Origin of the sequence: Halococcus sediminicola, assembly GCF_000755245.1 — an archaeon.
GTDB classification, from domain to species: Archaea; Halobacteriota; Halobacteria; order Halobacteriales; family Halococcaceae; genus Halococcus; species Halococcus sediminicola.
On record NZ_BBMP01000026.1, the window covers coordinates 103,268 to 130,264 of the forward strand.

Below are 26,997 nucleotides of genomic sequence, written 5' to 3' on the forward strand. Positions count from 1 at the left end.
CGACCGCTCGCAGTGCGGTTTCGCCACATCGTACCGCTCCGGCACCGCCATGTCCGATCACCCACTCCGCACGCTCGAAGCAGTAGTATTAGTCGCCATCGGCGGGTTCGCGGGGTCGAACCTGCGCTATTTCGTCGCCAGAGTGCTTCCGGGCGCGGGCGGAACGCTCCTCGTGAACGTCGCCGGGAGCTTCGCGCTCGGATTCCTCCTCTACGAGGCGCTGTATTCGAACATCGTCACCGAACGAGCGCGACTGGTTCTCACGACCGGCTTCCTCTCCTCGCTGACGACCTACAGCACCTTTGCGCTCCAGACGGCGCTACTCGATTCACCGATCTGGATGCTGGCGAACGTACTCGTGACCTACGCGCTCGGCTTTTCGGGCGTGCTCGCCGGCCGCGTGCTCGCCCGGCGCGTCGATGGGGGGAGTCGATGACCGCGCTCGACCCGGCCCACCTCGTCGGCATGGGCGGCGCGCTCGGCGCGCTCTGTCGGGCCTACGTGAGCCAGCGCTTTGAGGGTGAGTATCCCGTGGGAACGCTCGCGGTCAATATCATTGGAAGTTTCGCGCTCGGGCTGGTGACGTTCGTGGGTGCGGGCGAAGAGGTGATACTGCTCGTGGGGACCGGTGCCTGTGGCTCCTTCACGACCTTCTCGTCGTTCTCGTTCGAGACCGTACGATTGATCGAGGAGGACGATCTGACAGCGGCGGCCGCGAACGCGCTCGCCAATCTCCTCGGGGCGCTCGCGGCCATCGGTCTCGCGTGGCTTCTGACTCGTGCGGTCGGCTAATCCGTGTCCTCAACGTACCGAACGCGCTCCTCGCTGGCCGCTCTATTCCCGTAGCGCTCGACCAGCGGTTTGTATGCGTCACCGAGCGCGCGCATGCACACGCCCGTCGAGTGATAGCCGAGTGCGTCGGCCACGTCCTCGGTGGGACGGCCCTGCAACACGCGCATGACGAGCAGGCGCTCGGCGCGGGCGGGGAGGGTGCTGTTCGGGTCGGTGAGGTGGCGGAGTGCGAGCGCGCGGAACACATGCGGATGAATCTCCGCGAGACTCGGCCCGTAGGCGGCGCTGGCGGCGACGTGCCACTCGTGGTCGGAGAGATCGAGATTGGCGGTGGCGTCGGTCGCGGCGAGCGCCGCCCGCACCACGTCGGGCGCGAGGTCGGCGAGCGGGTCCGACAGCGCTCCACCCACTCGCTCGACGAACCGGCGCGCGTGGCGGTCGCGGAGCTTCTTTCCTGCTTTTGAGAGCGGCGCGAGCATCAGCGCGGAGTGCTCGCCGCTGCGCTCGCTGCGCGTGGTTGCGAGATAGATCGTCGAAAAATCATTGCGATGCCAAAAGCGGACGAGTTCGGGCGTCGCGCCGTAGCCGACGCCGAGCCAGTCGGCGTCGACGCCGTCGCGAAGCTCGTCGAGGAGCCGCGAGCCGAGACCGCGCGAGCGGGCGGCGGGGTGGGTAGCGATGCGGAGCACGCGCTGGCCCATGGTGACTCCCGCCCGCTCGTCGCGGAGCTGACTCGTGAGCACGTCCGGAAGGAGATGGCCCTTGATGCGACTGCCCTCGTACACCTCCCGGCGCAGGTCCTCCGGAAGCCCACCCTCGCGCGCGAGTAGCGCGACCGAGCCGACGTGGCCCTCGTGCAGGAGCGCGTGGACCGAGACGTTCGGCGCGTCGAGCAGGCGCGCGAGGTCGTTCGGTTCCGTCCGGTAGTGGGCGGCGACGAGCAGCCCGAACGCCTCGCGCAGGCGGTGTTCGTCGGCGCGCAACTCGGCAGGGTCCAACTGTGCGTACGCGACGGTTTCGGGCGTGGCAGCCGCGACCAGCGGCGCGACGGGCGGGCGCGCATCGAGCGCGAGCGCGCGGAACGCCCATACCTCGATCGGGTCGCCAGCGGCGTATCTGATGGGGTCGTCGAGGCGCGCTTCGACCACCGAGAAATCGCTGTCGGCGAGGTGGTCGCGAAAGCGCACTGAGAACCCGCGGCCGGCTCCCTCGTAGCCGTGAACGGTCGTGACGAACGCGACCGCCGGCGCGTCGAGAAATTCCGCGAGCCGGCCGACGGGGAGCGCGGCGGCCTCGTCGACGACAACGACGTCCGCCCATCCGGTCTGCTCGACGGCGACCGCCGGCTCGGCGAAGCGCACCGCTCCACCGCCCAGAGTGTCGAGGTGCTGTGGAGCGTCGTCCTGATCCACGCCGGCGAGCGCGTCGAGACCGTCGAGCAACTCTCGCGCGCGCTCGAAGGCCGGTCCGGCGCTGCGGTAGGCGGGGGCGGTCACGAGCACACGCGTTCCCTCGGCCGCCAGCGCCCCGGCGGCCAGCCCGGCGGCGCTCGATTTTCCCCGTCCTCGGTCGGCCTCGACTACGAGCGCGGTGTCCTGTTCTCGAAGGCTCTCGAAAGCACGGACGGCTGCGGTCTGGTCGGCCGTCAGACAGGCCTCGTAGGCTGCTCGTGGAAATTCGTGTTCGTCCGGTGGAGCGGGAGTCATCCGCTGCTCACGCGGTGGCGGGTCGGTCAGACCGTCGCACTCGATAGTTCGAGAATCGACGTCGACGATGGCGATGCCTCGGTGTGCTCGAAGGGTGGCGACCAGCCGCTCGCGGAAGTTGCCGGTTACTGATTCGATATCGTAGGGAGGCACGGCGAGCGTCGCGTCGAAATCGTCGCGCCGAGCGGGCCACTCGTCGAGTGTCGGCACGAGCAACACGAGCAGGCCGCCGCCATCGACCGCTCCCACCGTGCGCCCGATTGCGTTCGGGCGGCAGTCGTCGTGACAGTCGAGCACGACCGCCTCCCGAGTTCGGCCGAGAAGCGTATCGGCGCGTTTCGGCGTGACGCGCTCGCAGTCGAGTCGTTCGCCGTCGTCGGCGACGAGCGTCGTCGCTCCGCGCTCGATGCCGGCCCCGTCGAGCGCCTCCCGCGCTCCGGCGTAGCACGCCGCGCGCTCGCCCGCGAGCACCAGCGCGCGGCGCTCGTTGGCCCGTCGGGCCTCGGCGCGAAGCGCGGCCACGAGGTCGGCGATCATACCGATTCGGGGATACGCGGCGGCATGGGCGCGTCGGTTCGGCGTGGGGCGCGTGGGCGACCCATACTGTTTAGTTCTGTTATCACGAAGGAAGATAGAATGGGCGACGGCGACACATCCGCCACGGCGCTGCTCTCGCGACTCAGGGGACGCTTCGGCGACACGTTCGATTCCGACGAACCGCGATGGAAACGCTACGCGACGGTGCTCCAGTTGCTGTTCGTGGTGGTCGCGGCCTTCGGCGGCGTCATCGCAAGCGCGACCTCGACGGTCATCGACCGAACGACGAGCGTGGCCCAGAGGAGTGGCCCTCTACTGGCCGAATTTCTCTGGCCGGTTCTGTTGGGAGCGACGGCGGTCGCGGTGGCGGTCTGTCTGGTCGTCGTCGTTCTCTCGGTGCGGAACGTATGATATGAAACCCACATCGACGGCTATCCCGTGTATGAATGGACCAAACCGACATCGAAGAGGTGAGTGGCAAGTGCCGCACTGAACGAACCTGCCTCGACCAGAAGAACCGAGACCCCAACAACCGTTGCGAAGTATATCACGGCGACGATTGATGCCGCAGCGAGAAGGACGAAAGCGGCTTTTTTGCCTGCTGGAGCGTCTCGATACAGCCGATTGGCGCGTAGTCCCGTTTCGGTTTGCCGATGCCAGTAACCGAAGCCAACCCCGATGAACGCCCCGACGGTGAGTGCAATCAGAAAGGCGGACAGTCGGATGGAGTCACCGACGTACTCGTAGATGAAAAATATGGACCAGAAAATCCACAGTACGACGAATCCGACGGCCCATAGCGCCCCCTGTTCGAAGAGGTGGTCGGGGACGTCGTTCGTCTGAGTAGCCATATACACGCTATACTGGTTAGTAACAAAAATCCGTGCCGACTGGCCGTGCGCTCGCCTCGCACGCCGTGGGCGGTTTGAAAGCGCTTTTATGCCGGGCTACGCTACCGCTGGCTACAGCCTGTGCGGGGTTGTGAAGCTCCCAGCCTCAGGGACTCGGTCGGCGGGGGAGGAAGAGCCTGCGCACGGGAAGGACCACACAATGTCAGTTTATGTCACCTATGACGTTCCGGCGGACTTAGAAGACGACGCCATCGAGGCGCTCGAAGTCGCCCGGGACACAGGCACCGTCAAGAAAGGCACCAACGAGACGACCAAGGCCGTCGAGCGCGGCAACGCCGAACTCGTCTACATCGCCGAGGACGTCAGTCCCGAAGAGATCGTGATGCATCTGCCCGAACTCGCCGACGAGAAGGAGATTCCCTTCGTGTTCGTCGAGACGCAGGACGACGTCGGCCACGCGGCGGGTCTCGAAGTCGGCTCGGCCGCCGCGGCCATCGTCGACGCCGGCGACGCCGACGAGGACGTGGCAGACATCACCAGCACCGTCGAGGACCTCCGCTAGGACGATGAGCGCAGAAGGAACTGACTCCACGCCCGCCGAGGTCATCGAGGTCGTCGGCAAGACCGGGATGCACGGCGAGGCGATGCAGGTCAACTGTCGGATTCAGGAGGGCGAGAACAGAGGACGGATCATCACGCGCAACTGCCTCGGGCCGGTCCGCGAGGGCGACATCATCCAACTCAGGGAGACCGCCCGCGAGGCCGACTCGATAGGGGGTCGTTGATGGTCGACTCGCGGTCGTGTGACTACTGCGGATCGGACATCGAACCCGGCACGGGGACGATGTTCGTCCGCGTCGACGGGCAGGTCATCCACTACTGCTCGTCGAAATGCGAGAACAATGCCGATCTCGGCCGGGCCTCGCGCGACCTCGAATGGACCGCCGAGGGCCAGCGCATCGGGGCCAGCCGTGCGGGCACCCCCGACGAAGCCGAACAGGTCGCTGCCGAACCGCCGAGCGAGGACGAGACCGTCGCCGACGAGATGGACACCGTCGAGGGTGAAAGCGAGGCCGAGGCGGTCGCTGCAGCAGCCGGCGACGCCGGCTCACGCTCCGGCGAACCCGCCGGTGCGACTGACGAGCGGGTCGACGGCGACGCCACGGCCGACACCGACGAACTCGACGAGGTCGAGGGTCGGAGCGCCGGTGGCTCGGACCCCGACATCGAGGAGGACCAGGACACGGCGAACGTCGACGAGAGCGAGGCCGAGGCGAACGTCGGCGAGGAGACAGTCCGCGAGACCGACGACGAAGGCGAGGACGACCAGTGAGTAACGACGAGCGAACCTTCGTGATGGCCAAACCCGATGCCGTCCAGCGGGGGCTGATCGGCGAGATCGTCTCCCGACTCGAAAGCAAGGGGCTGAAGATGATCGCCGGGAAGTTCATGCACATCGACGAGGAACTCGCCCACGACCACTACGGCGAACACGAGGGCAAACCGTTCTTCGACGGACTCGTGGAGTTCATTACGTCCGGACCCGTCTTCGCGATGGTCTGGGAGGGCGACGACGCCACCCGGCAGGTCCGCCGACTGATGGGCGCGACCGACGCGCGCGACGCCCAACCGGGCACGATCCGGGGCGACCTCGGCAACGACCTCGGACACAACCTGATCCACGGCTCCGACCACGAGGACGAGGGCGCGAACGAGCGCGAGATCGATCTCTTCTTCGACGACGAGGAACTCCTCGACTGGGATCGCGACGCCTCGTCCTGGGTCTACGAATAACCCGCTTCGCCCGGTTTCTCGCATCGGACACGTAGCGAGCAATCGTTTTTCGGCTGCTTCAGACGTTCGTGGCCCGCTCGCCGCCGAACAGTGTGAGGAAGCCGATGCTGGCGACGCCGATGGCGAAGGCGGCCACGCCCGCAATCAGGAGTGTCTCGCTGTAACCGACCAGCGAGGCGACGGCGACGAACAGCGGCGGACCGACGGTCGTGCCGAGTTGGAGGATGCTCGTCCGGATGCTCATGATACCCCCGCGAAAGGCGTCCGGCGTGAGCGCGTTCAGCGCCGTGTCGGTGATGGGTTCGGCGAAGCCCTGGCCGAAGCCGAACAGGAAGAGCGCGCCGGCGAGCACGAGCACCGAGTCGGTGAGTGCGGCGACGCTGAGGCCCACCCCATACGTGAGGAAGCCGAGCGCGATGAGCCGTAACGGCGAGAGATAGCCGAGCAGGCGCGAGGACTGCGAGGAGGTCATCCCCATCGCCACCGCCGGCAGTCCGAGGAGAAGTCCGATAGCGCCCGAGGAGAGCCCATATGATTCGTTGAGGACGAACGGGACGACCGTGAGCTGTGCGCCGTAGAGGATGATGAAGATGCCGAAGATCGCCGTATAGAGCGCGAGCGCCGTTCGTGTTGGCACCGCCCGCGCCGCCTCGACGAAGTAGGAGAGACCGGACGACCCCGATTCGCCCTCGGGGTCGGGTAGGATCGCCGAACCGGCGACCGCGACGACGACCGCGAGCGCGAAGCAGACGAACGGGACGGTCCACGAGATGAGTGCGAGTCCCCCACCGATCAGAGGGTAGCCGGCCGCACCGATGGCGAGGATGGCGGCGTTCAGCCCGATGAACCGACTGCGTTGCTCGCCGGCGAAGATGTCGCCCAGCAGGGTGACGGTGAGGCTCATGATGGCGCTACCGGCGGTGCCCTGTACGACTCGGAGGGCGAGAACGGTCGTGAAGTCGCCGACGAAGACGACCGCAAAGCCGCTGACGCCGAACAGGAACAGCGAGGGGACGAGCACGCGCTTGCGTCCGATGCGGTCGGAGACGAGTCCCACGAAGGGTGTGAGGACGATGCCGGGGAAGGTGAACGCCGAGATGAGCAGGCTCGCCTGACCGGCCGAGACGTCCCACGCCGCCTGAATCGTCGGTAGCGCCGGGCTGATGAGCGAGACGCCCATCACGCTCACGAGCGTGCTCGCGAAGATGACGAGCACCGTCGGCGACCGTTCGGTTCCGAGCCGCGTCGATAGCAGTCCTTTCATGGAGACACCCGCGCGGCGCTCGGTCGATAGTAAACGGATCCATCACGACATCGCGGAAATCGAACGAACCGCCGTGCACGTCGCGCGTTGGCCACGATTCGGCCATCCGGCGTTTGAAGTTTACGTACCGTGATGGCAGCCACAGTACTGGTCGCGATGGCACGGCGGATTACTGATAAACCCGCCCCATGTGCGGGGAAATCTATATGCGCTCACGCTGCCCACCGACGAGCGTGCTACTGATCGACACGACACACATGATGGACGACCGGCCTTCCGGGCGGGTCGGCGGGCGATGACGGTCCAGATCACCCCGGAGTTGAGTCGCGAGGAACTCGCCGAGCGACAGGACGAACGGCTCGTCGAGACGGTCGAACGCGCCTACGAGAACGTTCCCTTCTATCGGGAGCGGCTCGACGACCGCGGCGTCTCGCCCGCCGACATCGGCGGTATCGACGACATCGACCAGCTGCCGACGACGACCAAAGACGCCTTCCGCGAGGAGTATCCTGACGGGTTGTTCGCGGTCGACGACGAGGAGGTCACCCGAATTCACGCCTCCTCGGGAACGACGGGAAAGCCGAAGGTTGTCGGCTACACCGCCGACGACATCGAGCGCTGGGCGGCGGTCGTGGCGCGCTCGCTTGCGGCCGCCGGGGTCGAACCGGGCGACACGGTGCAAAACGCCTACGGCTACGGACTCTTTACTGGTGGTCTCGGATTCCACTACGGCATCGAACGGCTCGGCGCGACGGTCGTGCCGATGGGCGGCGGGAACACGGCCCGTCAGCTCACCATGTTACAGGACATGGGGAGCGACGCACTCTCGTGTACGCCCTCGTACTGCCTCTATCTCGCCGAATGTGCCGAACAGCAGGGTCTCGATCCGCGCGACCTTCCGCTCTCGACCGTGATCATCGGCGCGGAGCCGTTCACTGACCCGATGCGCGAGGAGATCGAGGCGGCACTCGACGTGACCGCCATCGACATCTACGGGCTCTCCGAGATCATTGGGCCGGGCGTGGCGATGGAGTGCGCCGAGGCACAGGACGGCCTGCACGTCTGGGAGGACCACTTCTATCCGGAGATCATCGATCCCGACACCGGCGAGACTCTCCCACCCGGCGAGACGGGCGAACTGGTGTTGACGACGCTCACCAAAGAAGCGCAGCCGATACTCCGCTACCGAACGGGCGACATCACCCATCTCTACGAAGAAGAGTGTGACTGTGGACGGACCGAGCGACGGATGGGCAATATTACCGGACGGACCGACGATCTGCTCATCGTTCGCGGCGTCAACGTCTATGCGAGCCAGATCGAGGAGACCATGCTCGACATCGACGAGGTGGCTCCCCACTACCGCCTCGACCTGCGCCGCGAGGACACTCTCGACACGATGGAAATCACCGTCGAACCGCACGAACAGTCCGGGACCGCTCCCGAAGAGCTTCGTGCGGCGATCGACGAGCGACTCAACGACGAATTGGACGTCTCGCCCGACAGCATCGAGGTGGTCGACCCCGGTACCATCGACCGCACCGAGGTCGGGAAGGTCAAGCGCGTGTTCGACCACCGATAGTCAGGCGAACAGTTGCGAGAAGAGCGCGTGCTGACCCCGATGAAGGCGCTCGATGAACGCCGATTTGCTGATTTCGAGGTCGGCGGCGACCTCGGCGGCGGTCGCTTCCCGCGGGACGGTGAAGTAGCCACGGGCGACGGCCGCCCTGAGCGCCTCCTCCTGTCGGGGCGTCACGTTCCAGCGCTGGGCGATGGCTTCTTCATCCTCTGTCTGAAGCGGATAGGCGCGTTCGAGCGTGACGCCGACGGTCTCACCGGCGGTGTTCAACACACCTCTAAGGACCTCGTGGCCGACGACCGCGCCGGTGACGGTCGCGCTGCCATCGCGATAGCGCAGCGACTCGACGATGAGACCCGCGCTCACGAGGTCGTGGACCACACAGGGCTGTTTCGAGAGACAGCGCCCGTTCTGTCGGCCGTCGACGCGCGTGAGGTGGAGATAGCGGATGCGCTCGTCGCCGTCGAGCGCCGCGGCGAAGCGCTCGGATTCGGGTGCGGTGAAGCTCAATAGGGTATATCCGTCGGCGCGTAGCTGTGGCGGCTGGGCGTCGATTTCGACGCCTGCCGTCCGCGTGGAGTCGGCCAGCGGACAGTCGTCGTCGCGCACGCGGAACTCGACGACGAGACACTCGTCTATCACGAGCGACGTTGCCGCCGCCAGTATATAAACCCCGTTCATGGACGTGTGAAGGACTATGACGTTGGGAAGCCAACGTGACGGTGTATCATGGACCTCGAAACAGTCAAAGAGCGCGCCGGGCCGCGCCAGTTCAGCCCGGACGACGACATGCCCAGAGAGTACCGCGAGGCGGCGACGCGGATGATCCAGTTCCACGCGAACTCGGAGATCATGGGTGCGTACCTCGAACGCCCGTTCATCCGCGAGGCCCCGAGTCTAGATAGGAAATTAGCCTACTCGGCGAAGACGCAGGACGAACTCGGCCACGGCCAGTTGCTCTACCGGGCGGCCGAATCGCTCGGCATCAAGACACGCGACCAGATGCTCGACGAACTCGCCAATGGCGAGGGCAAGTTCCTGAATTGTTTCCACTACCCGATGGAGTCGTGGGTCGAGACGCCGATGGTCGCCTTCTTCGTCGACGGCGCGGCGATGCGCCGGCAGGCAACCCTCAAACGGACGAGCTGGGAGCCGTACGCCCACGCGATGGACAAAGTCGTCTTCGAAGAGGGGTTCCACATCAAACACGGCGAGTCCATCCTGAAGGAGCTCGCCACCGGGTCGAAGAAAGAACAGGAACTGGTGCAGGACGCCTTCGAGACGTGGTGGCCGCGCATCATCCAGTTCTTCGGGCCGACCGACGACAAATCTACCCACCACGGCTTCGCCGCCGAGGTCGGACTGAAACAGATGACCAACGACGAACTCCGGGAGTCGTTCCTCAACCAGTACATCCCGAAAGCCGAGAAATACGGGCTGGAGATTCCCGACACCCCGACCATCGAGCAGGACGCGGACGGGAACTATCAGGTCGACGAGGACGAACTCGACTGGGGGGAGTTCTTCCAGATCGCCAAAAACGACTACGAACCCGGTGTCGGCCAGATCGACTCGCGCAAGCGCGCCCACGACGCGGTCGAGTGGGTCCGCGAGACGCTCGACGAATACGAAGCCACGACGAGCGGCCGCGCGCCGCAGGCGGCCGACTGATGGGGGTGCAAGCATGATCTGGGAAGTCTTCCGCCAGGAGGGAGCCGGCAAGTATCACACCCACTGCGGAAACGTCCACGCGCCCGACCGCGAGATGGCGCTCATGTTCGCCCAGATTCAACACGGCCGGCGCAAGCCAACCCACAGCATCTGGGTCGTCCCGAAAGACGAGATCGGCGAAGTGAACGAAGACGGCGCGAAATTCGGCGGCACCACGAACAAGGGCTACCGCTGGGCGACCCAGTACAACATCACGGCCGCTGCCGAGGAGGTCGCCGACTCCGAGAGCGAACAGGCCGAAGCCGAGAAGGAACGGGGGCGGCGCTGATGGCCGCCAGCGAGAGCCTCTCGGGCCCGAACGAACTCGGAGAGCGCGAGCGAGAAGCCGTCGAGGCGCTGCTCTACCGGCTGGCCGACGACGAGTTCGTGCTCGCCGACCGCTACACCGACTGGCAGGTGCGCGCGCCGACCGTCGAATCGGACATCGCGATCGCCAACATCGCACAGGACGAACTCGGTCACGCGCGGCTCTGGTACGACCTGCTGGAGGACTTCGGGTATTCCGAACCCGACCTGATCTGGGAACGGGACCCCGAAACCTTCCGGCACAGCACGCTCTGTGAACTGCCCTTTGCGGAAGGCGATTGGGCCGACGCGATCGTACGGAGTTACTTCTACGACGAGGCCGAACATCTCCGATTGCGGGCGCTCGAAGACTCCTCGTACCCGCGCATCCGCGACCGCGTCGGCAAGGTCCTGGGCGAGGAGGATTATCACCGCGAGCACGCCGAGAACTGGCTGCGCCGACTCGTGGGCGGCGACGAAGGGAGAGAGCGCGTGCAGGAGGCCGTCGACGAACTCTTCCCCTACGCGCTGACGCTGTTCGAGGAAACGGAAGAGGACGCGGCCATCGACGACCTCGGAATCCGCACCCGCTCGCTTGCCGACATGCGCGCCGAGTGGGTCGAAACCGTCACCGGGACGCTGACCGACGTCGGCATCGATGCCCGCGCGCCCGAGACCGACGAAGACGGGCAGGTAGTAGCCGACGAACTGCCAGACCACGTCGGGCGAGACGGCGACCACACCGACCACTGGGCGAGCCTCTACGACGACATCACGAACACCTACGACGAACTCGGCCGGGATCACGCCGCCCGGCTGATGGAGGATCCCGACGATGAGTAGCGAACTCGGTACCGGCCCCGACATCGACCCGGAGGCGAAATACTGCGCGTACCCCAACTACGAGTCGGGCGAGAACGTCGAAGAACTGCCCGCGACCGGCGCGGAAAGTACGGGAATCGAGCGCGCGGTCTGGGACGCCCTCTACGACATCGACGACCCCGAGATGCCCATCTCCATTGTGGATCTGGGTCTCATCTACGGCGTCGCCATCGAGAACGGCCACGCACGGGTCGACATGACGCTCACGTATACTGGGTGTCCGGCCCGCGACATGCTCCAGGAGACCGTTCGCAGTCGGGTCGCCGCGGTCGAGGGTATCGACGACGCCGATCTCAGACTCGTGTGGTCGCCCGAGTGGACCGTCGAGATGGTGACCGAACAGGGCAGAGAGGACCTCCGGGAATTCGGGCTGAGCATCTGATGAATAGGATTACGGACCCGAGCGTCGAGACCACCGGACAGGACGACCGGGCCGCGTGCCCGTACTGCGAGTCGACGAACACGGAGCGCGAGCATCCGAAAGGACCATCGCTCTGTCGGTCGATGCACTACTGTCACGACTGCAACCAACCGTTCGAGAAGTTCGAATAACCCATTCCTACCCAACAAATGTCTTCAGAAACACAGCAGATCGACGATAGCCGCGACGAGATCAGAGAACGCCACAGCGAGGCGCGCGAGGAACTGCTCGCCGACTCGTACGACCACTACATCGGCGGCGAGTGGGTCGAAAGCGTCTCGGGCGAGACCTTCGAGACGCGCGACCCCACCACGGGAGAGGTGCTCGCGGAAGCACAGGCAGGAAATAGCGAGGACGTCGACCGTGCGGTCGAGGCGGCGTGGGAAGCCTACGAGAGCGAGTGGGCCGACACGGATGGAACGAAGCGCCAGCGCCTGCTCACCGAGATCGCCGACCGCATCGAGGAGAAGCGTAACGAGATAGCGAAAATCGAAACGCTCGACAACGGCAAACCCATCCGCGAGGCGCGCGCCGACGTCGCGCTCGTCGCCGACCAGTTCCGCTACTTCGCGGGCGCGGCCCGCACCCACGGGGGCGAGACCGTTCCCTCCGGTAGTGGGAAGTCGATTCAGACGCTCCGCGAGCCATATGGAGTCATCGGCGCGGTCGTGCCGTGGAACTTCCCGCTGCTGATCGCCTCGTGGAAACTCGCGCCGGCGCTGGCTGCCGGCAACTGTGTGGTTCTCAAACCCGCCGAACAGACGCCGCTGTCGGTTCTCAAGGTTATGGAGGAGATCGACGACGTGCTTCCCGATGGCGTCGTCAACGTCGTGACGGGCTACGGCGAGGAGGCCGGTGCGCCGCTGACGGGGCACGAGGACGTCCGCAAGGTTTCGTTCACTGGCTCGACCGCGGTCGGCAAGGAGGTCATGAAGGCCGCCGCCGAGAACGTTTCGGATGTCACCCTCGAACTCGGCGGGAAGAGTCCCGTGGTGGTGTTCCCGGACGCCGACGTCCAGCAGGCCGTCCGAGTCATGATGCTCGCCATGTTCTACAACACCGGCGAGTGCTGCACTGCGGGCACGCGCCTGTTCGTCCACGAAGACATCTACGAGGAGTTCATGGATGCCTTCGTCGAGAGCGCCGAGAGCCTACAGATGGGCGATCCGCTCTCGAAGGACACCCGATTGGGTCCCAAGGTCTCCGAAGAGCAGGTCGAGCGCACGCTCTCGTACGTCGAGCAGGCCAGAGAGGACGGCGCGCGCATCGTTACTGGTGGGGGTCAGCCCGACGACGACGCGCTCGCGGACGGCTGTTTCGTGGTTCCCACGGTGATCGACGATATCGACCACGACTCCAAGCCCGTTCAGGAGGAGATATTTGGACCTGTGGAGGAGGTCTTCGCGTGGTCGGACTACGACGAGATGATGGAGAAAGCCAACGATGTCGATTACGGGCTCGCGGCGGGCGTCATCACGAACGACCTCCCGAAGGCGAATCGTGCCGCGCGCGACATCGAGGCGGGCAACATCTGGGTCAATCAATACAACGACTTCCCGGCCGGCCAGCCCTTCGGCGGGTTCAAACAGTCGGGCATCGGCCGTGAGCAGGCCGAGGAGACCCTCGATCACTACTCACAGACCAAGACGATCAACATGAACCTGTAGCGCCGACACACTCCGCCGGCAGAACTGTTTTCGAGAATCGAAGCGGGGCGGCGCTATTCGGCGCGGAAGATCGGTGCGGTCTCTCCGCTTTCGAGCACACCGTCGAAGACCACCCGGTCGCCGATGTCGACGTCGCCCTCCAGCCGAGCGGTCACGCGCGCGCCGTCGAGTTGGACGGTGCCGACTTGATAGGGTCCCTCGAAGCCCGTCGGCGGGACCTGAATCGTCGTTTCGGTGTAGACTTCACCTTCTTCGGGGAGTTCGGTCGTCTCCATGTCGCGGCCGCCACAGTCGTTACAGACCACGAACGGCGTGCCGTAGGTCGCGCCGCAGTCCTGACAGCGCATCCCCAACAGATCGCCGTCTTCAAGCGCCGCGGTCCACTCGTCGTGGGTGAGGCTCATCCGCGCACCTCCAGCACCGACACGACGGTAGTGGCGGCGTCGCCACCCAGATTGTGCGCGACGGCTTTCTCGGCACCGTCGATCTGGCGTTCGTCCGCGTTCCCCCGCAACTGCTCGGTGAGTTCGACGATTTGTCCTGTGCCTGTGGCCCCGATGGGGTGGCCCTTCGCCTTCAACCCGCCCGAGGGATTGATGGGTCGGTCGCCGTCCATCGAAGAGCGGCCCTCGGCGGCGGCAGGCCCACCCTCGCCGTCCTCGAAGAAGCCGATGGCCTCGCTCGCCATCACCTCGGCTCCGGTGAAGCAGTCGTGGACCTCGGCGAAGGCCATCTCGTCGGCGCTCGCCTCGGCCTGCTCGTAGGCCTGCGTGGCGGCGTCGCGGGCGGCCTGCGTCGCGTGCGGGACGGGTTTGGCGCTCAGCGGCACGACGTCCGTCGCGTGGCCGACGCCGCTCACGTCCACAGGGTCGTCGAACGAGTCGGCGCGGTCGTCGCTCGTGACGATCACGGCGCTCGCACCGTCCGAAAACGGACAGCAGTCCATGAGGTGGAACGGGTCGGCGACGACGGGCGAGTCGAGCACTTCCTCCACCGTGACCTCTTTGCCGAAGTGGGCGTTCGGGTTGCGGGTGCCGTTGTCGTGATTTTTCACGGCGACGTGGGCGAGCTGCTCCTCGGTCGTGCCGTGTTCGTGCATGTGCCGTTTCGTGAGCAGCGCGAACACGCCCGGGAAGGTGAGGCCCGTGGGCTGTTCGTAGTGGCGGTCCGAGGCGGAGGCGAAGATGCGCGTCATCTCGCCGGTTCCAAGCCCCGTCTCTGGGGTACAGCGCTCGACGCCACCCACCAACACCGTGTCGTGCACGCCCGTCTCGACGGCCTCGACGGCGTTTTTGAACGCGTTCGAGGAGGTCGCACAGGCGTCCTCGTAGCGCTGGCAGGGAACGCCCGCGAGACCGATCTGCGAGGCGACCGCCGGCGCGAGGTGCGTGTCGTTTTCGGTCTGGCCGCCCATCGCGTTGCCGAAGTAGAGGGCATCGATGTCGTCCGAACCGACGTTGGCGTCGTCGTACGCGCCGAGTGCCGCCTCGGCGAACAGTTCGGAGAGAGTGCCCTCGTGGACGCCGAACGTCGTCATGTCGGCACCCACGACGCTTGCTCGTGTCATCGACGATGATTGGGGATGGACGCACAAAGACCTACCGAGGCCGGACGAGTCAGTGTGCCGCGTAGCCGCCGTCGACGACGTGAACCTCGCCGGTCGCGTACGAGGCCGCGTCGCCCGCGAGATAGACCGCCGTGCCGGCGATCTCCTCCGGGTCGGCGAAGCGGTCCTGTGGAATCTCGTCGAGAAGTTCCTCGTGGATGGCCTCGTTGTCCCGAACGCCCTCGGTGAACTCGGTTTTCACGTAGCCGGGCGCGAGCGCGTTGACACGGATGTCGGGTGCCCATTCGACCGCGAGGGTCCGCGTCAGTCCCACTATCGCGTGTTTCGATGCCGTGTAGGGTGCTTGGTAGGGGAGTCCAACGACGCCGCCGACGCTGGCGACGTTCACGATGGCCCCCTCTCCGTCGCGCTCGTCGACCCGGCGGGCGAACTCGCGCGCACACCGGAAGGCCCCGGTCGCGTTCACGCTAATAATGTGCTCCCACGTCTCGATGTCGAGGTTCTTCGCGTCGCCGAAGTAGGGGTTCGTGCCCGCGTTGTTCACGAGGACGTCCACCGAATCGAACGCTTCCTCGGCGCGGTCGAACGCCGCCGCGATCGCCGGGCCGTCCGTCACGTCGGCCGTGCAGGCGATGGCCACACCCCCACCCGCATCGATGCGTTCGACGGTCGCTTCGAGGTCGCCCTCTGAGCGGGCGAGCGCCACCACGCTCGCGCCCGCCTCGGCCATTTCGAGGGCGATTGCTTCGCCGATACCTCTGCTAGCCCCCGTCACGAGCGCTACGCGACCGTCGAGCGAGAAGCGTTCGAGTCCCATACCGCCTCTCCGCCGCCGAGTGCAATAAGCGTCGAGATGGCTCGCCCGAACCTTCACGAACCATCATCCATAGCCAGCGTTATGCCACATCCCTGCGGAGTCGGGACATGGCGCTCGAAGAACCCGATTTGAGCGGGCGGACCGCGTTCATCACCGGCACCACGAGGGGCATCGGCAAGCAGGTCGCGCTCGCACTCGCCGAGGCCAGCTGCAATATCGTCTCGACAGGGAAGACCGTCGACGACCGCGATAGCGACCTCGACGGGACGATTCACGAGACTGCCACGGAGTGCGAGGAGAAGGGTGTCGACGCACACGCCATCCAGTTGAACCTGCGCGACGAAGGCCAGATCGAGGCGGCCGTCGCCGAGGCCATCGACGTCTTCGGCGAGGTAGACATCGTCATCAACAACGCGAGTGCCATCCAGATGGCTCCTGTCGAGGAGTTGCCGGCCAACCGCTTCGACCTGCTGACCGACGTGAATATCCGAGGCACGTATCTCACGTCCCGGGCGTTCATCCCCCATCTCAAGGAGATCGGCGGCGGGCGGATTTTGACGAACGCACCCCCTGTGATGGTCGACCGCGCGCCCGGTGAGGCCGCCTACGCGTGGTCGAAGATGGGGATGACCTTCGTCACGCTCTCGCTTGCGAGCGAACTGTCGGGGACTGGAATTGCGGCGAACAGTTTCTGGCCCGTGACCGCCATCGACACGCGCGCGACGCGCTATTTCGGGATGGGAACCGAGGACGACTGGCGCTCGCCCGACATCGTTGCGGACACCGTGCTCGAACTGCTCGCGCGCGACGCCGACTTCACGGGCAACGCCGTCTACGACGAGGACGTGCTCCGCGAGGCCGGCGTCACCGACTTCTCGAAGTACAATCTCACCGAGGGCGACCCGGCTCCGATGTCGGCACAACTGTTCGACCCCGACTACGAGCGCCCCGCCTGACTTCCGTCGAGTCACCGCCGGGACGAGGAACTATGTGGGTGCTCCCCGAACGATGCGGACACACATGGCACGGAACGCAGCGAGCGACGTGGGGGTTTCGTTCAACACCGACGAGGAAACCCGTCTCGTTCTCCAGAGCCTCGACGAGTTCCTCGAGCGGGAAGTCGAGCCGATCGCCGAGGAGTTGGGCGAGACGCTCACGAACCCACGGCTCGGCCACGAGCCGGATGGACGACTCACGGACGAGGTGCTCGACGCCATCGGCGAGATTCGGAGAAAAAGCGCCGAAGCGGGCTACTACGCGATGAACCTCCCCGAGGAGGTCGGTGGCGAGGGCGTCCCGGCCGTGATGTGGTATCGCGCGAACAGGTATCTCGCAGGGTCGGGCGTGCCGCTCGCGAACGAGGTGCTCGCCGGTCCCGAAGGCCCGAAACCGCTGCTCGCGGCCGCCGAGGGCGAGCAGGTCGAGAAATACCTGAAGCCGGCGATAGCCGCCGAAAAGACGACCGCGTTCGCCCAGACCGAACCCGGTGTGGGGTCTGACTCGCCGAACATGACCACCAGCGCCGAGCGTACCAGCGGGCACGCAGGCGACGGCTGGATTCTCAATGGGACGAAACAGTGGATAACGAACGCGCCGTACGCCGATTTCGTGCAGGTGTTCGCCCGGACCACGCCACAGGAGGAGGCGGGCCGTCACGGCGGCGTCACGTGTTTCATCGTCGAAGCGGGCGAGTACGAGGTCGGCGCGCTCAACAACGCCGTCGGCTCGGTGGGCCGACAGGCCGAACTCCGCTTCGACGACGTGTGGGTGCCCGAGGACAGGATACTCGGCACGGTCGATGCGGCCTTCTACGACGCGATGGGCTTTCTCGGTCTCGGCCGGCTCGAAATCGGCGCGCAGGCGGTCGGGCGCACCGAGTGGCTGCTCGACCAAGCGACCGAGTTCGCCAACGACCGCGAGGCGTTCGGCCGTTCGATCGGGGATTTCCAGTCGATTTCGCACAAGATTGCCCGCGGGCGGGCGAACAACTACGCCGCGGATGCCGCCGGCCTGCGGTGTGCGTGGCTGCTCGACGAGGGGGAAAGCGCAATCGCCGAATCGTCGATGCTGAAGTGGCTCGCCACGAACACCTTCTGGGAGGTCGCCGACGACGTGGTGCAGGTCCACGGCAGCAGCGGCCTCGCGGAGGAGAACCCGTTCATGGACCGGCTGCACGAGGCGCGCATCTTCCGCATCGTCGAGGGCACCGACGAGATCCAGCTCAACACCATCGCCAGCCAGCTCGGTCTCGGGTAACATCGACGCGAACGCGCCGCTCGCACCGTCGTCACGACGACAGGTCCTTGAGCGCCCGCCACCTTTTGTCGGCGTGAACCGCAAACGCCTCGGTATCGTCGGTGTGGCCGCTGTCGGCGGTGTGGTCGGCGTCTGGAGTGCGTTCGGACTGCTGCGCTCGCGCTCGGTCGAGCGCGTCGGATACACGGTGGAGCGAACCATCGACGACCGGACGGAGATTCGACGCTATCCAGAACTGACCCGCGTCGAAACCACCGGTTCCTCGAACCGTGAGGCGTTCAGACGGCTGTTCGAGTACCTCCAGGGCGCGAACGCATCCCGCTCGGAGGTGGCGATGACCGCACCGGTCCGCACCGGCGAGGACGGCGAGACCAGCGAGAAGGTCCCGATGACTGCACCCGTTCACACCGACACTGGCGAATCGGTGTCGATGACTGCGCCCGTCCGCACCGACAAGGACGAGGAGAACGGGGTACGGATGGGATTCTATCTCCCCGAGAAGTACACGCCGAACACGGCCCCGCAACCGACCGACCCCGACGTCTCGCTCGCCGTCGAGCCGCCGCGGTCGGTCGCCACGCGCCGCTTCTCGTGGTGGGCGACCGACTGGCGGACGAGTCGCCAGCAGTCGAAACTGCTCGATACGCTCGCTGATACCGAGGTACAGCCGACCGGCGAGCCGTTCGTCCTCGGTTACGACGACCCGTCGACGCCGCCGTTCCTGCGGACCCACGAGGCCGCCGTCGACGTCGAGTGGTAGGCGACGCGCCGCGCGGGACGTGGATGGTCGGTGTGTCGAACGGCCCCGACAAGGGACCGAAACCGGCGATTACTGGAGGTAGCTCGGTTCCTCGGCGTCGCAGGTCTCCTCGTGCTGTTCGGCCTCGTCGGCGGCGTCGAACATGAGGCCGCAGTGTTCGCATTCGTACCACGTTATGCCGTCGCGCTCGGTTTCGCGCACCATACCGGTGGTGGGCCATCGGAGCCTAAAGGCGTTACCCCCATGAGAACGCTGAAGGCCGTCGGTTCGTAGTGTATCGTATGGCCGGTCGGAACGAGGGCGTCGACCTCGTCGTCGAGGGTGCACAGAAGCGGGACGCGGGCCGAGGAGTCGCCCGTCTCCCCGAAACGGCCCGCCACGCGCTCGGCGTACTGAGCGGCGACACGGTGGTCATCGACGGCGAGCGCGCCACGGTGGCGAAGGTCTGGCCCGCGAGTGGCGACCTCGCGGGCGACCGGGTACGCATCGACGCCGACACGCGGACGAACGCCGGCGTGAACGTCGGCGACTCCGTTACCGTGTCGCCCGTCTCGGTCGCCGAGGCGGATCGAGTGACCATCGACGTCCCCGCGACACTCGACGCGACCGAGAAACTCACGGCGCTTCTCAAGCGCGCGCTGCTCGACCGCCCCATCAAAACGGGCGAACAGGTGCGCATCGAGCGCCTCGGCGCTGACCCGCTCGCCATCGCCTCGACCACGCCGGAGGGGACCGTTCGCATCACGCAGGACACGACCGTAACGCTCAGCGGCGGAGCCGATACCGAGACCCGTGCACCGCCTACGACACAGACGGCGACCACGACGGGTGAAGCCGGCAAAACCGGCACGAGCGGCGGGTCGCGCGTGACTTACGAGGACATCGGCGGGCTGGACGACGAACTCAACCAAGTGCGGGAGATGATCGAGTTGCCGCTCTCGGAACCCGAACTGTTTCAGGAACTCGGCATCGACCCGCCCTCCGGCGTGTTGCTCTACGGACCGCCCGGCACCGGAAAGACACTCATCGCGCGGGCAGTCGCCGGCGAGGTCGACGCCTTCTTCACGACCATCTCGGGGCCCGAAATCGTCTCGAAGTACAAGGGCGAATCCGAGGAGAAGCTCCGCGAAGCGTTCGAGCGGGCGGCGGCGAACGCACCCGCCATCGTGTTCATCGACGAGATCGATTCCATCGCGGCCGCGCGCGGCGACGACGCGGACATGGAGACCCGCGTCGTCGCCCAGCTACTCACCCTGATGGACGGTCTCGAAAGCCGCGGGCAGGTCGTCGTCATCGGTGCGACGAATCGGGTGGACGCCATCGACCCCGCGCTCCGCCGGGGCGGGCGCTTCGACCGCGAGATCGAGATCGGCGCGCCCGGCGAGGCGGGCCGCCGCGAAGTTTTGGATGTACACACCCGCTCGATGCCGCTCGCCCCGGATGTAGACCTCGACCGGTTGGCCGCCCGCACGCACGGTTTCGTCGGGGCCGACCTCGAATCGCTCGCCGTCGAGGCGGCGATGGCCGCACTCCGAAATCGTGAGGAACGCGATTCGCTCGAAGTCACCCGTGGGGATTTCGAGACCGCGATGGCTGCCGTCGACCCGAGCGCGATGCGCGAGTACGTCGCCGAAACCCCAAATACGAGTTTCGACGACGTCGGGGGGTTGGACGAGGCGAAAGCCACGCTCACCGAGGCCGTCGAGTGGCCGCTCTCCTACGGCGCGCTGTTCGAGGCGAGCGCGACCGACCCGCCCGCCGGTGTCCTGCTTCACGGACCGCCCGGCACGGGCAAAACGCTACTCGCCCGCGCGCTCGCCGGCGAGAGCGACGTGAATTTCATATCTGTTGCTGGTCCCGAGCTACTCGACCGGTACGTCGGGGAGTCCGAGAAAGCCGTCCGGGAGGTGTTCGCCCGCGCCCGACAGGCCGCGCCGGCCATCGTCTTCTTCGACGAGATCGACGCCGTGGCGGGCGGGCGCGGCGAGAGTCACGAGGTCACCGAGCGGGTCGTCTCCCAACTCCTGACCGAGATCGACGGACTGGCCGAGAACCCCAATCTGATGGTGCTCGCCGCGACCAACCGGAAGGACGCTATCGACCCCGCGCTCCTCAGACCGGGCCGCATCGAATCACACATCGAGGTGCCCGCCCCGGACGAGGAGGCTCGAAAAGCGATTTTCGACGTGCACACCGAGGACAAACCCATCGCCGAGGACGTGGATCTCGACGCGCTCGCCGCCAGTTCGGCGGGCTACTCCGGGGCGGACATCGAGGCGCTCTGTCGGGCGGCCTCGATGGCTGCCATCCGCGCGGTCGCAAGCGAACACGACCCCGAGGAAGCCGCGGCCCACGCCGACGAGGTGCTCCTCACCGCGGCACACTTCGCGGACGCCCGCGAATCGATTAGCCCGACCTTCGAATAGGGAGTCGCGCGCTCAGGCCGCCCGCACTCGCAGCAGTTCCCGCACGACCCTCGTCCCGACCCGCACCAGCGTGTACGTCATAGTCACGAGCACGCCGACACCCACCGCAACCATCGGGTTGGTGACGGCCCACAAGAGCACGGGCACGAGCACCACCGCACCGTAGACGACCGCCACATCCCGCGGACCAACCTCTGCGTTCAGCCACCGGTTCCGCTCGGTCCGTCCGTGTCGCGTCGTTCGTCCCCTCATACATGTGATGAGAAGGGCCACGCCACCAAAAATATAATCTGAAATACATTTTTGTAACGAGCCTTACTGAATTCGATTTCAGTAGCGACCCACGGCGTTCAGGTCTCGCTGCGGCGGGTCTCGACCAGCGACAGGTCGCCGTCGAGGGTCGCGTGGAAGCGTTCGTCGTCGAGGTCGATGGCGAGTTCGAGTTCCCACGGGTCGGTCGATTGGACAGTCGTGTGGTCGTCGCTCACACACCAGTCGAGTTTCCAATAGGGCGTCACGCCGAGGTCGATGCCGTGGTCGCGGTGGAAGGCGACGACGGGCGAGCGGTCGAGCAGGCTCAGACCGACCGCCGAACAGAGGCTGTGGTTGCACTGCTCGCAGACGTGGTCGGCGCGAAGCCCGACCCCGAGACAGCACTCACCCTCCTGCGATATCGTCGTTTGCATCCGCCCGCTGCACTCGGGACACACTCCATCTTTGGCGAGACAGTGGAGGTGGCGCACGCGCTGGTCGAACGCGTCGAGGACCTCCTCGTTCGTGCGGTCGTTGAGTCCGCCCGGCGGGAAGGAGTATTCGCCGTGGGCGCGCCCACAGTCGGGACAGTCGAGTGCGAGCATCTCCTCGTCGTAACTCGCCACGAGCGCTTCGCCACACCGGGTGCAGCCGTCGTCGGTCGTGAACGGTTCGAGCCGTGGGTGTTCGGTGAACGACCCCGCGAGCACCGCGCGGACGACCTTCGCGCCGGCGGTGCGGAGTTCGTAGCCAGCCTCCGCTTTTCGGACGTACTGGTCGGTGAGCTTTCCGAGGTGATAGTTGAACTGTGCGCTGTCGCGCATTCCTACCATCTCGTTGAGTGCCGAGAAACGGACGGGTTCCTCATCGGCCCGCCAGAGCGCTTCGAGAATACTCAGTCGGGTTTCGTTCCCGATGAGCGCGAACGCATCCGCCGGCGCGACGCACTCGACGCACTCCTGGATGTCCGGTTTGCTCATGGGTGATCTACCACGACCGGGGAAATAAGTGTTCTTTCGGTGAACCGAGCACGGCTCGTCTGCCCGAGTCACCGGCGTTTCAAGCCGTCCCGAACGCCCCCGACCATCCGTGCGAGCCGCCGACGGATGCGCTGGCGCTGATAGACGCCCTCGCCGACGGCCCAGACGAACGTGAGGAGCAGGCTCACGACGAGGATCGAGAAGGCCCACGTCGGCAGCCACGTCGGTTTGAGCCACGGCGCGACGTGTTGCCAGCGCGTGGCGAGGTCGGTGATCCCGGTCGGCAACGGCGTCGCCGCGACGACGCTCCCCACCGCGTTCGGGACCGTCGGAAACCCCTCCTCGGGGTGACTTCCGCCGTGGAGCGTCGCGTTCCCGGTGGCGTTCTGCTCGCGGATGGTCGGCCCGCCGGGTTCGTCGCCGTGGGCCACTCGCTCCGCGTCGTAAGTCGCCCACGGTGCGTGCATCTCCCAGACGATTTCGCCCGCCGGCGTGACCTCGATCACTCGATGATTCATCGAATCCACGACGAGGGTGTTGCCGTTGGGCAGGCGGTCGGCGTCGCGTGGCCAGTTCATCCCTCCAGAGAGCGTCCACGTGCGCTCCCAACTCCCGTTGCCGGGCGGGCCGCCCGTCCGTGCGTACTCGACGATGCGGTCGTTTTCCGAATCCGCTACCAGTACTGTGGGCGTGCCGTTCGCGCCGTCGAGGTAGGTTGGGTTGTGCTGTTCGAACAGAGTGGAGTGGTCGTCGTCGCGCCCGAGGCGCATCTCGATGGCCTTCGTCGAGCGATTCACGACGATGACCTGGTCCATGTTGCGCACCGAGACGAGGAACTCGCCGTCACGAATCTCGTCGACGTCGTTGACGTGCGTCCAGTCTTTGGTCTCGATACCGTCGGCCGCATCGGCCGGATAGTGGTCTTTGAACTCCCACTCCCACGTCACCTCGTCGGTCGTCCGATCGTAGACGAACACGCTGTCGTTGCTCGGTTGGCCCGTGTCGTAGTTGATGCCCGCGACGAGCAGTTCGTCGCCGTTGATCAAGTCGACGTCGTGGATGTCCGGACTGTCGAACCGTTCGGTCCAGACCCGCTCACGGCTCTCGGGGTCGAACTCGTAGACGACGGTCGTCCCTCCGACGGGGTTGACGACGAGCAGGTTGCCGTTCGCCAACGGGTCGACGTCGTAAAACCAGTTCGTGCGGTTTTCCGGTCCGTCGTGGGTCCAGTTCACCGAGCCGTCCTCGGCGACCGAGACGAGCCGTGCGGGACGGCTCGGCAGCGACACGCCGCGGGCGTGCCAGCCCTGACTGGAAATGACCGTCTCGCTGTCGGGTGTGGTGCTCGTGACGCCACGTTTGAGCGTCGGCTCTTCGTAGGAGAGCGTCAACACGCCGCTAGTGAGGAGCAACGAGAGCACGACGGCTCCCAGCACCCCGCGGACGAGCCAGCGACGCGACGGCAGGCCGACCATGAGCGATACAGTCACGAGCCTCGCATAGCCGTTACGGAAATCGGGACGCGATACGCCTCGTGGACCCGCCCTGCCGCGCCCTCATGGAAATCAGCCCCAAAACGACTGTGTGCGGGCGTACTGGCGTTCTTGGGAGAGGATGTCTCGATAGAAGTCGTCCTCGTTCTCGCGGAGTTTAGCGATGATGCGCGCGGCGTTGTGCGGGCCGACGCCGCGGGCGGCGAGCGCGATGACCGCCTGCTTCCCGTGGCTCTGGACGAGCGTCGCGGCCTGATACGCCCGCCGGGTCTGCTTCTCCTGCTCGTCGTCCTTCTCGTTGGCTTTGATCGCCTCGACGACCTCCTCGGCCCACGGGTTGAGCGCCGCGATGCGCGTCGAGCCACAGAGCGGACACTCGGGCTGGTCGGGGATTCGTCGCACTTCCTGTGTGCGCTCCCACTCCCGACAGTGCAGACAGAACAGTCGCATTCTATCCCCCCGAATCCGTTCTCTCACCGTGTCGATGACGCTCGCGTCGGCGTTCTCGGGCGCGAGCAGTTCCTTGCCCGACGAGCGTCCGTCGATGCCCACCGGCGTGTGCCCATTGTGAGTGACGAGTTCGATATCGCCGGATTCGATTCCCGAGAGCACCATACCAGCATCTTCGACCGCGAGGTCCTCGTGGAACACCTCACGAACTGCCTCGTCGTATATCGGGGTGTCCTGAAGCGCCGCGAGCAGCCGTCCGCGCCCGAATCGCTCGTTGCCCTGCCACGATTTGAGTGCGCCGAACGTCGCCGCGACCTGCGCGAGCTTGAACTTCAGCGCGTCCGAGTTCTTCAGACTGAGTTCGATGATGCCCGCGACGTGCTCCGGTGCTGTCTCTTCCAGAATCTCCACGACGTCGCTTCCGCGCATCCCACGCGGCACGTCGAGTTCGATGCGATAGGGGTCGATCTCCATCCCGACCGACGAACCCGTCTGCTGGCCGAGCAGCGCCGACAGGACTCTCCCCAGGGTCTCGTTGGTCGTGTGACCGAAACACGCATTCACCACCACCGATCGAGGTTCGGATTCGACGACCATCCGGTTCTCGGTCGGCATCGGACTTTCCGATTCGACCTGTTTTTCGAGCGGGTCGAGCGCCTCGCTCGCGGTGTACTCGTCGGTCGGATAGCGCTCCGTGAGGTCGGCTGCGACCGCTGTCCGCGACGCGCCGCTCTCGAACGATTCACCGACTTTTCCACGAATCGTGCCGACCTCGCCCGCGACGGCTTGGGGCACCGGAATCTCCTGGCCGGTCCACGACGGTACTTCGCCAGCGGGGTCCTCGATCGGACTGACCTTCACCTCGCTCTCCTCGTCGTTGACCTCCGCGATGCGCCACATCTCGCCGCGCTGGATGAAGGTCTCACCCGGGCCGGCGAAGTTGACGACGAACCGTTCGTCGAGCGTACCAATCGTTCGTCCAGAGGCCACATCGGAGACAGTATAGGTCTCCTCGTCGGGGATCATCGAGAGGTTGGCGTAGAAATACTGCCACGACCCGCCCGACTTCTCGAGTCTGTCCTGTTCCTCGTCGAGCCAGAGGATCCGGTTGCCCGACAGTTCGCGGACGATCTCGCGGAACGCCTCCTCGCCGAGATCGCGGAACGGGTAGGCGCGCGTGACGATCTCGTAGGCTCGGCGCGCACCGATCTCGCCGAAATCCATGACGAACCCGACGATCTGGTTGGCGACCGTGTCCAGGCTGCCGTGGTGGATTTCGGCCGGTTCGACCAGTCCCTCGTGGGCGCGCCGGCAGATGGCGAGCGCTTCGAGCGTGTCGTCGGGTCGGGTGGTCAGCACGGTACCCGACGAGAGCCGGTCCGAGCGATGGCCCGCCCGGCCCACCCGCTGGAGGAGGCGCGCGACCTCGCGCGGGCTCTGGTACTGGATCACGTGATCGACGCGGCCCACGTCGATGCCGAGTTCCATCGAGGAGGTACAGAGCAATCCATCCAACTCGCCGGCTTTGAATCCGTCTTCGACCTCGATGCGGGCCTCCTTCGAGAGCGAACCGTGATGCACTCCAATTGGCAAATCGAGCGCGTTGCAGCGCGAGCCGAGCGCTTCGGCCGTCTGGCGCGTGTTCACGAAGATGAGGGTGGATTCGTTGTCGGCAACGAGATCGCGGATCGCCCGGACATGGCTCGCGAGGTCGGGATCGCTCGCGAGCTCCGCCGCCAGAGTCTCGTCCTCGTCGGTGATTCGCGGTTTTCGCACTTGCACGTCGAGCCGGCTGCCGACGTCGACTTCGATGAGTGCACAGCCTCGGTCGCCGGTGAGGAACTTCCCCACTTCGCCGGGGTCGCCGACCGTCGCCGAGAGGCCGATGCGCTGGAACTCCCCCGCGAGTTCGCGGAGGCGTTCGAGTCCGATCGTCAACTGCGCGCCGCGTTTCGACGCCGCGAGTTCGTGCACCTCGTCGACCACGACGTGCGAGACATCCGACAGTGCTTTGCGGAGTTTTTCACCTGTGAGCATCGCCTGGAGCGTCTCGGGCGTCGTCACGAGCACGTCCGGCGGGTCGTTCGCCTGCTTTCCGCGCTGATACTGGGTGGTGTCGCCGTGGCGCACGTCGATATCGAGTTCCAACTGTTCGCCCCACCACTCCAGTCGGTCGCGCATGTCGCGGTTGAGCGCCCTGAGTGGGGTGATGTAGAGCGCTGAAATCCCGAATCGCTCCTCGCCCGCGAGCGTGTCGAATACCGGGAGCATTGCGGTCTCGGTCTTTCCCGTTCCCGTGGGGGCGATCACGAGTCCGTCATCGCCGGCCGCGAGCGGCGGAATCGCCTTGCGCTGTGGCTCGGTCGGCGTCGTGAATCCACGTTCGGAGAGCGCCGCCCTGACTCGCTCGCCGAGATGCGTGAAGGCCGCCAAATCGGCGGCGGCCTCGCTGTCTGCCATTGGATCTCATTCGAGCGCGAGCCGATT

General features: G+C 66.0%; 30 protein-coding genes. 18 read left to right on the plus strand and 12 right to left on the minus strand.

Annotated elements, in window-relative coordinates; genetic code table 11:
- Window positions 1-49: 49 nt before the first annotated feature.
- Together ACP97_RS16940 and crcB are read left to right on the plus strand one after the other, a co-directional pair.
- Window positions 50-436: a fluoride efflux transporter FluC gene (locus tag ACP97_RS16940; protein WP_049999019.1), complete on the plus strand. Its 387-nt coding sequence runs from the start codon at window positions 50-52 to the stop codon at window positions 434-436.
- Window positions 433-792, plus strand: coding sequence for a fluoride efflux transporter CrcB (gene crcB, locus ACP97_RS16945; protein WP_049999020.1), 360 nt, complete (start codon window positions 433-435; stop codon window positions 790-792). The genes ACP97_RS16940 and crcB overlap by 4 nt, the downstream gene beginning before the upstream one ends.
- On the opposite strand, the gene tmcA is transcribed toward crcB, so the two are convergent.
- A complete protein-coding gene (gene tmcA / locus ACP97_RS16950) occupies window positions 789-3,035 on the minus strand; it encodes a tRNA(Met) cytidine acetyltransferase TmcA (protein ID WP_049999021.1) in 2,247 nt (748 codons plus the stop codon). The genes crcB and tmcA overlap by 4 nt on opposite strands.
- A gap of 99 nt (window positions 3,036-3,134) precedes the next feature.
- On the opposite strand from tmcA, the gene ACP97_RS16955 reads away from it, so the two are divergent.
- Window positions 3,135-3,446, plus strand: a complete 312-nt coding sequence (locus ACP97_RS16955) for a hypothetical protein (RefSeq protein WP_049999022.1) — start codon at window positions 3,135-3,137, stop codon at window positions 3,444-3,446.
- A gap of 20 nt (window positions 3,447-3,466) precedes the next feature.
- On the opposite strand, the gene ACP97_RS16960 is transcribed toward ACP97_RS16955, so the two are convergent.
- Complete coding sequence (locus ACP97_RS16960; RefSeq protein WP_049999023.1) at window positions 3,467-3,886, minus strand: hypothetical protein; 420 nt, start codon at window positions 3,884-3,886, stop codon at window positions 3,467-3,469.
- 199 nt (window positions 3,887-4,085) lie between these two features.
- On the opposite strand from ACP97_RS16960, the gene rpl7ae reads away from it, so the two are divergent.
- Genes rpl7ae through ndk form a run of 4 tightly spaced genes read left to right on the plus strand, consistent with a single transcriptional unit; the run spans window position 4,086 to window position 5,680 of the window.
- On the plus strand, window positions 4,086-4,448 hold the full coding sequence (gene rpl7ae / locus ACP97_RS16965; protein WP_049999024.1) for a 50S ribosomal protein L7Ae: 363 nt from the start codon (window positions 4,086-4,088) through the stop codon (window positions 4,446-4,448).
- A 4-nt stretch (window positions 4,449-4,452) separates the two neighbouring features.
- Window positions 4,453-4,671, plus strand: a complete 219-nt coding sequence (locus ACP97_RS16970) for a 30S ribosomal protein S28e (protein WP_049999025.1) — start codon at window positions 4,453-4,455, stop codon at window positions 4,669-4,671.
- Entirely contained in the window at window positions 4,671-5,219 is a 549-nt protein-coding gene (locus ACP97_RS16975; protein ID WP_049999026.1) for a 50S ribosomal protein L24e, read from the plus strand. Before ACP97_RS16970 ends, ACP97_RS16975 begins: the two co-directional genes overlap by 1 nt.
- Window positions 5,216-5,680, plus strand: a complete 465-nt coding sequence (ndk, locus tag ACP97_RS16980) for a nucleoside-diphosphate kinase (RefSeq protein ID WP_079977696.1) — start codon at window positions 5,216-5,218, stop codon at window positions 5,678-5,680. The genes ACP97_RS16975 and ndk overlap by 4 nt, the downstream gene beginning before the upstream one ends.
- Window positions 5,681-5,738: 58 nt before the next feature.
- On the opposite strand, the gene ACP97_RS16985 is transcribed toward ndk, so the two are convergent.
- A complete protein-coding gene (locus tag ACP97_RS16985; RefSeq protein WP_079977697.1) occupies window positions 5,739-6,944 on the minus strand; it encodes an MFS transporter in 1,206 nt (401 codons plus the stop codon).
- 295 nt (window positions 6,945-7,239) lie between these two features.
- Here ACP97_RS16985 and paaK point away from each other — a divergent pair, with 295 nt between their 5' ends.
- Window positions 7,240-8,526, plus strand: a complete 1,287-nt coding sequence (paaK, locus tag ACP97_RS16995; RefSeq protein ID WP_049999030.1) for a phenylacetate--CoA ligase PaaK — start codon at window positions 7,240-7,242, stop codon at window positions 8,524-8,526.
- Here paaK and ACP97_RS17000 read toward each other — a convergent pair whose 3' ends face one another.
- Window positions 8,527-9,165, minus strand: a complete 639-nt coding sequence (locus tag ACP97_RS17000; protein WP_049999031.1) for a helix-turn-helix domain-containing protein — start codon at window positions 9,163-9,165, stop codon at window positions 8,527-8,529. It lies immediately after the preceding gene.
- Between the two features lie 87 nt (window positions 9,166-9,252).
- Between ACP97_RS17000 and paaA the strand changes: the two genes are divergently transcribed.
- Genes paaA through ACP97_RS17025 form a run of 6 tightly spaced genes read left to right on the plus strand, consistent with a single transcriptional unit; the run spans window position 9,253 to window position 13,509 of the window.
- Window positions 9,253-10,194, plus strand: a complete 942-nt coding sequence (paaA, locus tag ACP97_RS17005; protein ID WP_049999032.1) for a 1,2-phenylacetyl-CoA epoxidase subunit PaaA — start codon at window positions 9,253-9,255, stop codon at window positions 10,192-10,194.
- A 13-nt stretch (window positions 10,195-10,207) separates the two neighbouring features.
- Entirely contained in the window at window positions 10,208-10,522 is a 315-nt protein-coding gene (gene paaB / locus ACP97_RS17010) for a 1,2-phenylacetyl-CoA epoxidase subunit PaaB (RefSeq protein ID WP_049999033.1), read from the plus strand.
- Window positions 10,522-11,382: a 1,2-phenylacetyl-CoA epoxidase subunit PaaC gene (paaC, locus tag ACP97_RS17015; protein ID WP_049999034.1), complete on the plus strand. Its 861-nt coding sequence runs from the start codon at window positions 10,522-10,524 to the stop codon at window positions 11,380-11,382. Before paaB ends, paaC begins: the two co-directional genes overlap by 1 nt.
- Window positions 11,375-11,803, plus strand: a complete 429-nt coding sequence (paaD, locus tag ACP97_RS17020) for a 1,2-phenylacetyl-CoA epoxidase subunit PaaD (protein ID WP_049999035.1) — start codon at window positions 11,375-11,377, stop codon at window positions 11,801-11,803. The genes paaC and paaD overlap by 8 nt, the downstream gene beginning before the upstream one ends.
- On the plus strand, window positions 11,803-11,973 hold the full coding sequence (paaE, locus tag ACP97_RS20580) for a 1,2-phenylacetyl-CoA epoxidase subunit PaaE (RefSeq protein ID WP_202593656.1): 171 nt from the start codon (window positions 11,803-11,805) through the stop codon (window positions 11,971-11,973). Before paaD ends, paaE begins: the two co-directional genes overlap by 1 nt.
- A gap of 18 nt (window positions 11,974-11,991) precedes the next feature.
- Entirely contained in the window at window positions 11,992-13,509 is a 1,518-nt protein-coding gene (locus ACP97_RS17025) for an aldehyde dehydrogenase family protein (RefSeq protein ID WP_049999036.1), read from the plus strand.
- Between the two features lie 53 nt (window positions 13,510-13,562).
- Here the strand turns inward: ACP97_RS17025 and ACP97_RS17030 are convergent, their stop codons facing one another.
- The 3 genes from ACP97_RS17030 to ACP97_RS17040 are packed head-to-tail and all read right to left on the minus strand — an operon-like array spanning window position 13,563 to window position 15,893.
- On the minus strand, window positions 13,563-13,913 hold the full coding sequence (locus ACP97_RS17030) for a Zn-ribbon domain-containing OB-fold protein (RefSeq protein WP_049999037.1): 351 nt from the start codon (window positions 13,911-13,913) through the stop codon (window positions 13,563-13,565).
- Window positions 13,910-15,076, minus strand: coding sequence for a thiolase C-terminal domain-containing protein (locus tag ACP97_RS17035; protein WP_079977698.1), 1,167 nt, complete (start codon window positions 15,074-15,076; stop codon window positions 13,910-13,912). Before ACP97_RS17035 ends, ACP97_RS17030 begins: the two co-directional genes overlap by 4 nt.
- 49 nt (window positions 15,077-15,125) lie before the next feature.
- A complete protein-coding gene (locus tag ACP97_RS17040) occupies window positions 15,126-15,893 on the minus strand; it encodes an SDR family NAD(P)-dependent oxidoreductase (protein WP_049999038.1) in 768 nt (255 codons plus the stop codon).
- Window positions 15,894-16,000: 107 nt separating this feature from the next.
- Between ACP97_RS17040 and ACP97_RS17045 the strand changes: the two genes are divergently transcribed.
- The 3 genes from ACP97_RS17045 (at window position 16,001) to ACP97_RS17055 (ending at window position 18,909) form a co-directional block, all read left to right on the plus strand.
- On the plus strand, window positions 16,001-16,849 hold the full coding sequence (locus tag ACP97_RS17045) for an SDR family oxidoreductase (protein ID WP_049999039.1): 849 nt from the start codon (window positions 16,001-16,003) through the stop codon (window positions 16,847-16,849).
- A gap of 64 nt (window positions 16,850-16,913) precedes the next feature.
- A complete protein-coding gene (locus ACP97_RS17050; protein WP_049999040.1) occupies window positions 16,914-18,149 on the plus strand; it encodes an acyl-CoA dehydrogenase family protein in 1,236 nt (411 codons plus the stop codon).
- A 73-nt stretch (window positions 18,150-18,222) separates the two neighbouring features.
- Window positions 18,223-18,909: an SOUL family heme-binding protein gene (locus tag ACP97_RS17055; RefSeq protein ID WP_049999041.1), complete on the plus strand. Its 687-nt coding sequence runs from the start codon at window positions 18,223-18,225 to the stop codon at window positions 18,907-18,909.
- Between the two features lie 69 nt (window positions 18,910-18,978).
- Here ACP97_RS17055 and ACP97_RS21100 read toward each other — a convergent pair whose 3' ends face one another.
- Window positions 18,979-19,113 carry a DUF7128 family protein gene (locus ACP97_RS21100; protein WP_049999042.1) on the minus strand — a complete coding sequence of 45 codons (135 nt, stop codon included), beginning with the start codon at window positions 19,111-19,113 and terminating at the stop codon, window positions 18,979-18,981.
- Between the two features lie 77 nt (window positions 19,114-19,190).
- Between ACP97_RS21100 and ACP97_RS17065 the strand changes: the two genes are divergently transcribed.
- Window positions 19,191-21,335, plus strand: coding sequence for a CDC48 family AAA ATPase (locus ACP97_RS17065; protein ID WP_049999043.1), 2,145 nt, complete (start codon window positions 19,191-19,193; stop codon window positions 21,333-21,335).
- 12 nt (window positions 21,336-21,347) lie between these two features.
- Here the strand turns inward: ACP97_RS17065 and ACP97_RS17070 are convergent, their stop codons facing one another.
- From ACP97_RS17070 to ACP97_RS17085, 4 genes are all read right to left on the minus strand, one after another.
- The gene (locus ACP97_RS17070; protein WP_049999044.1) at window positions 21,348-21,587 is read right to left on the minus strand and encodes a hypothetical protein; all 240 of its coding nucleotides are present in this window, start codon (window positions 21,585-21,587) and stop codon (window positions 21,348-21,350) included.
- Between the two features lie 98 nt (window positions 21,588-21,685).
- The gene (locus tag ACP97_RS17075; RefSeq protein ID WP_049999045.1) at window positions 21,686-22,567 is read right to left on the minus strand and encodes a winged helix-turn-helix domain-containing protein; all 882 of its coding nucleotides are present in this window, start codon (window positions 22,565-22,567) and stop codon (window positions 21,686-21,688) included.
- A 68-nt stretch (window positions 22,568-22,635) separates the two neighbouring features.
- Window positions 22,636-24,042, minus strand: a complete 1,407-nt coding sequence (locus tag ACP97_RS17080) for an aryl-sulfate sulfotransferase (protein ID WP_049999046.1) — start codon at window positions 24,040-24,042, stop codon at window positions 22,636-22,638.
- A gap of 90 nt (window positions 24,043-24,132) precedes the next feature.
- The gene (locus ACP97_RS17085) at window positions 24,133-26,970 is read right to left on the minus strand and encodes a DEAD/DEAH box helicase (protein ID WP_049999047.1); all 2,838 of its coding nucleotides are present in this window, start codon (window positions 26,968-26,970) and stop codon (window positions 24,133-24,135) included.
- Window positions 26,971-26,997: the final 27 nt, after the last annotated feature.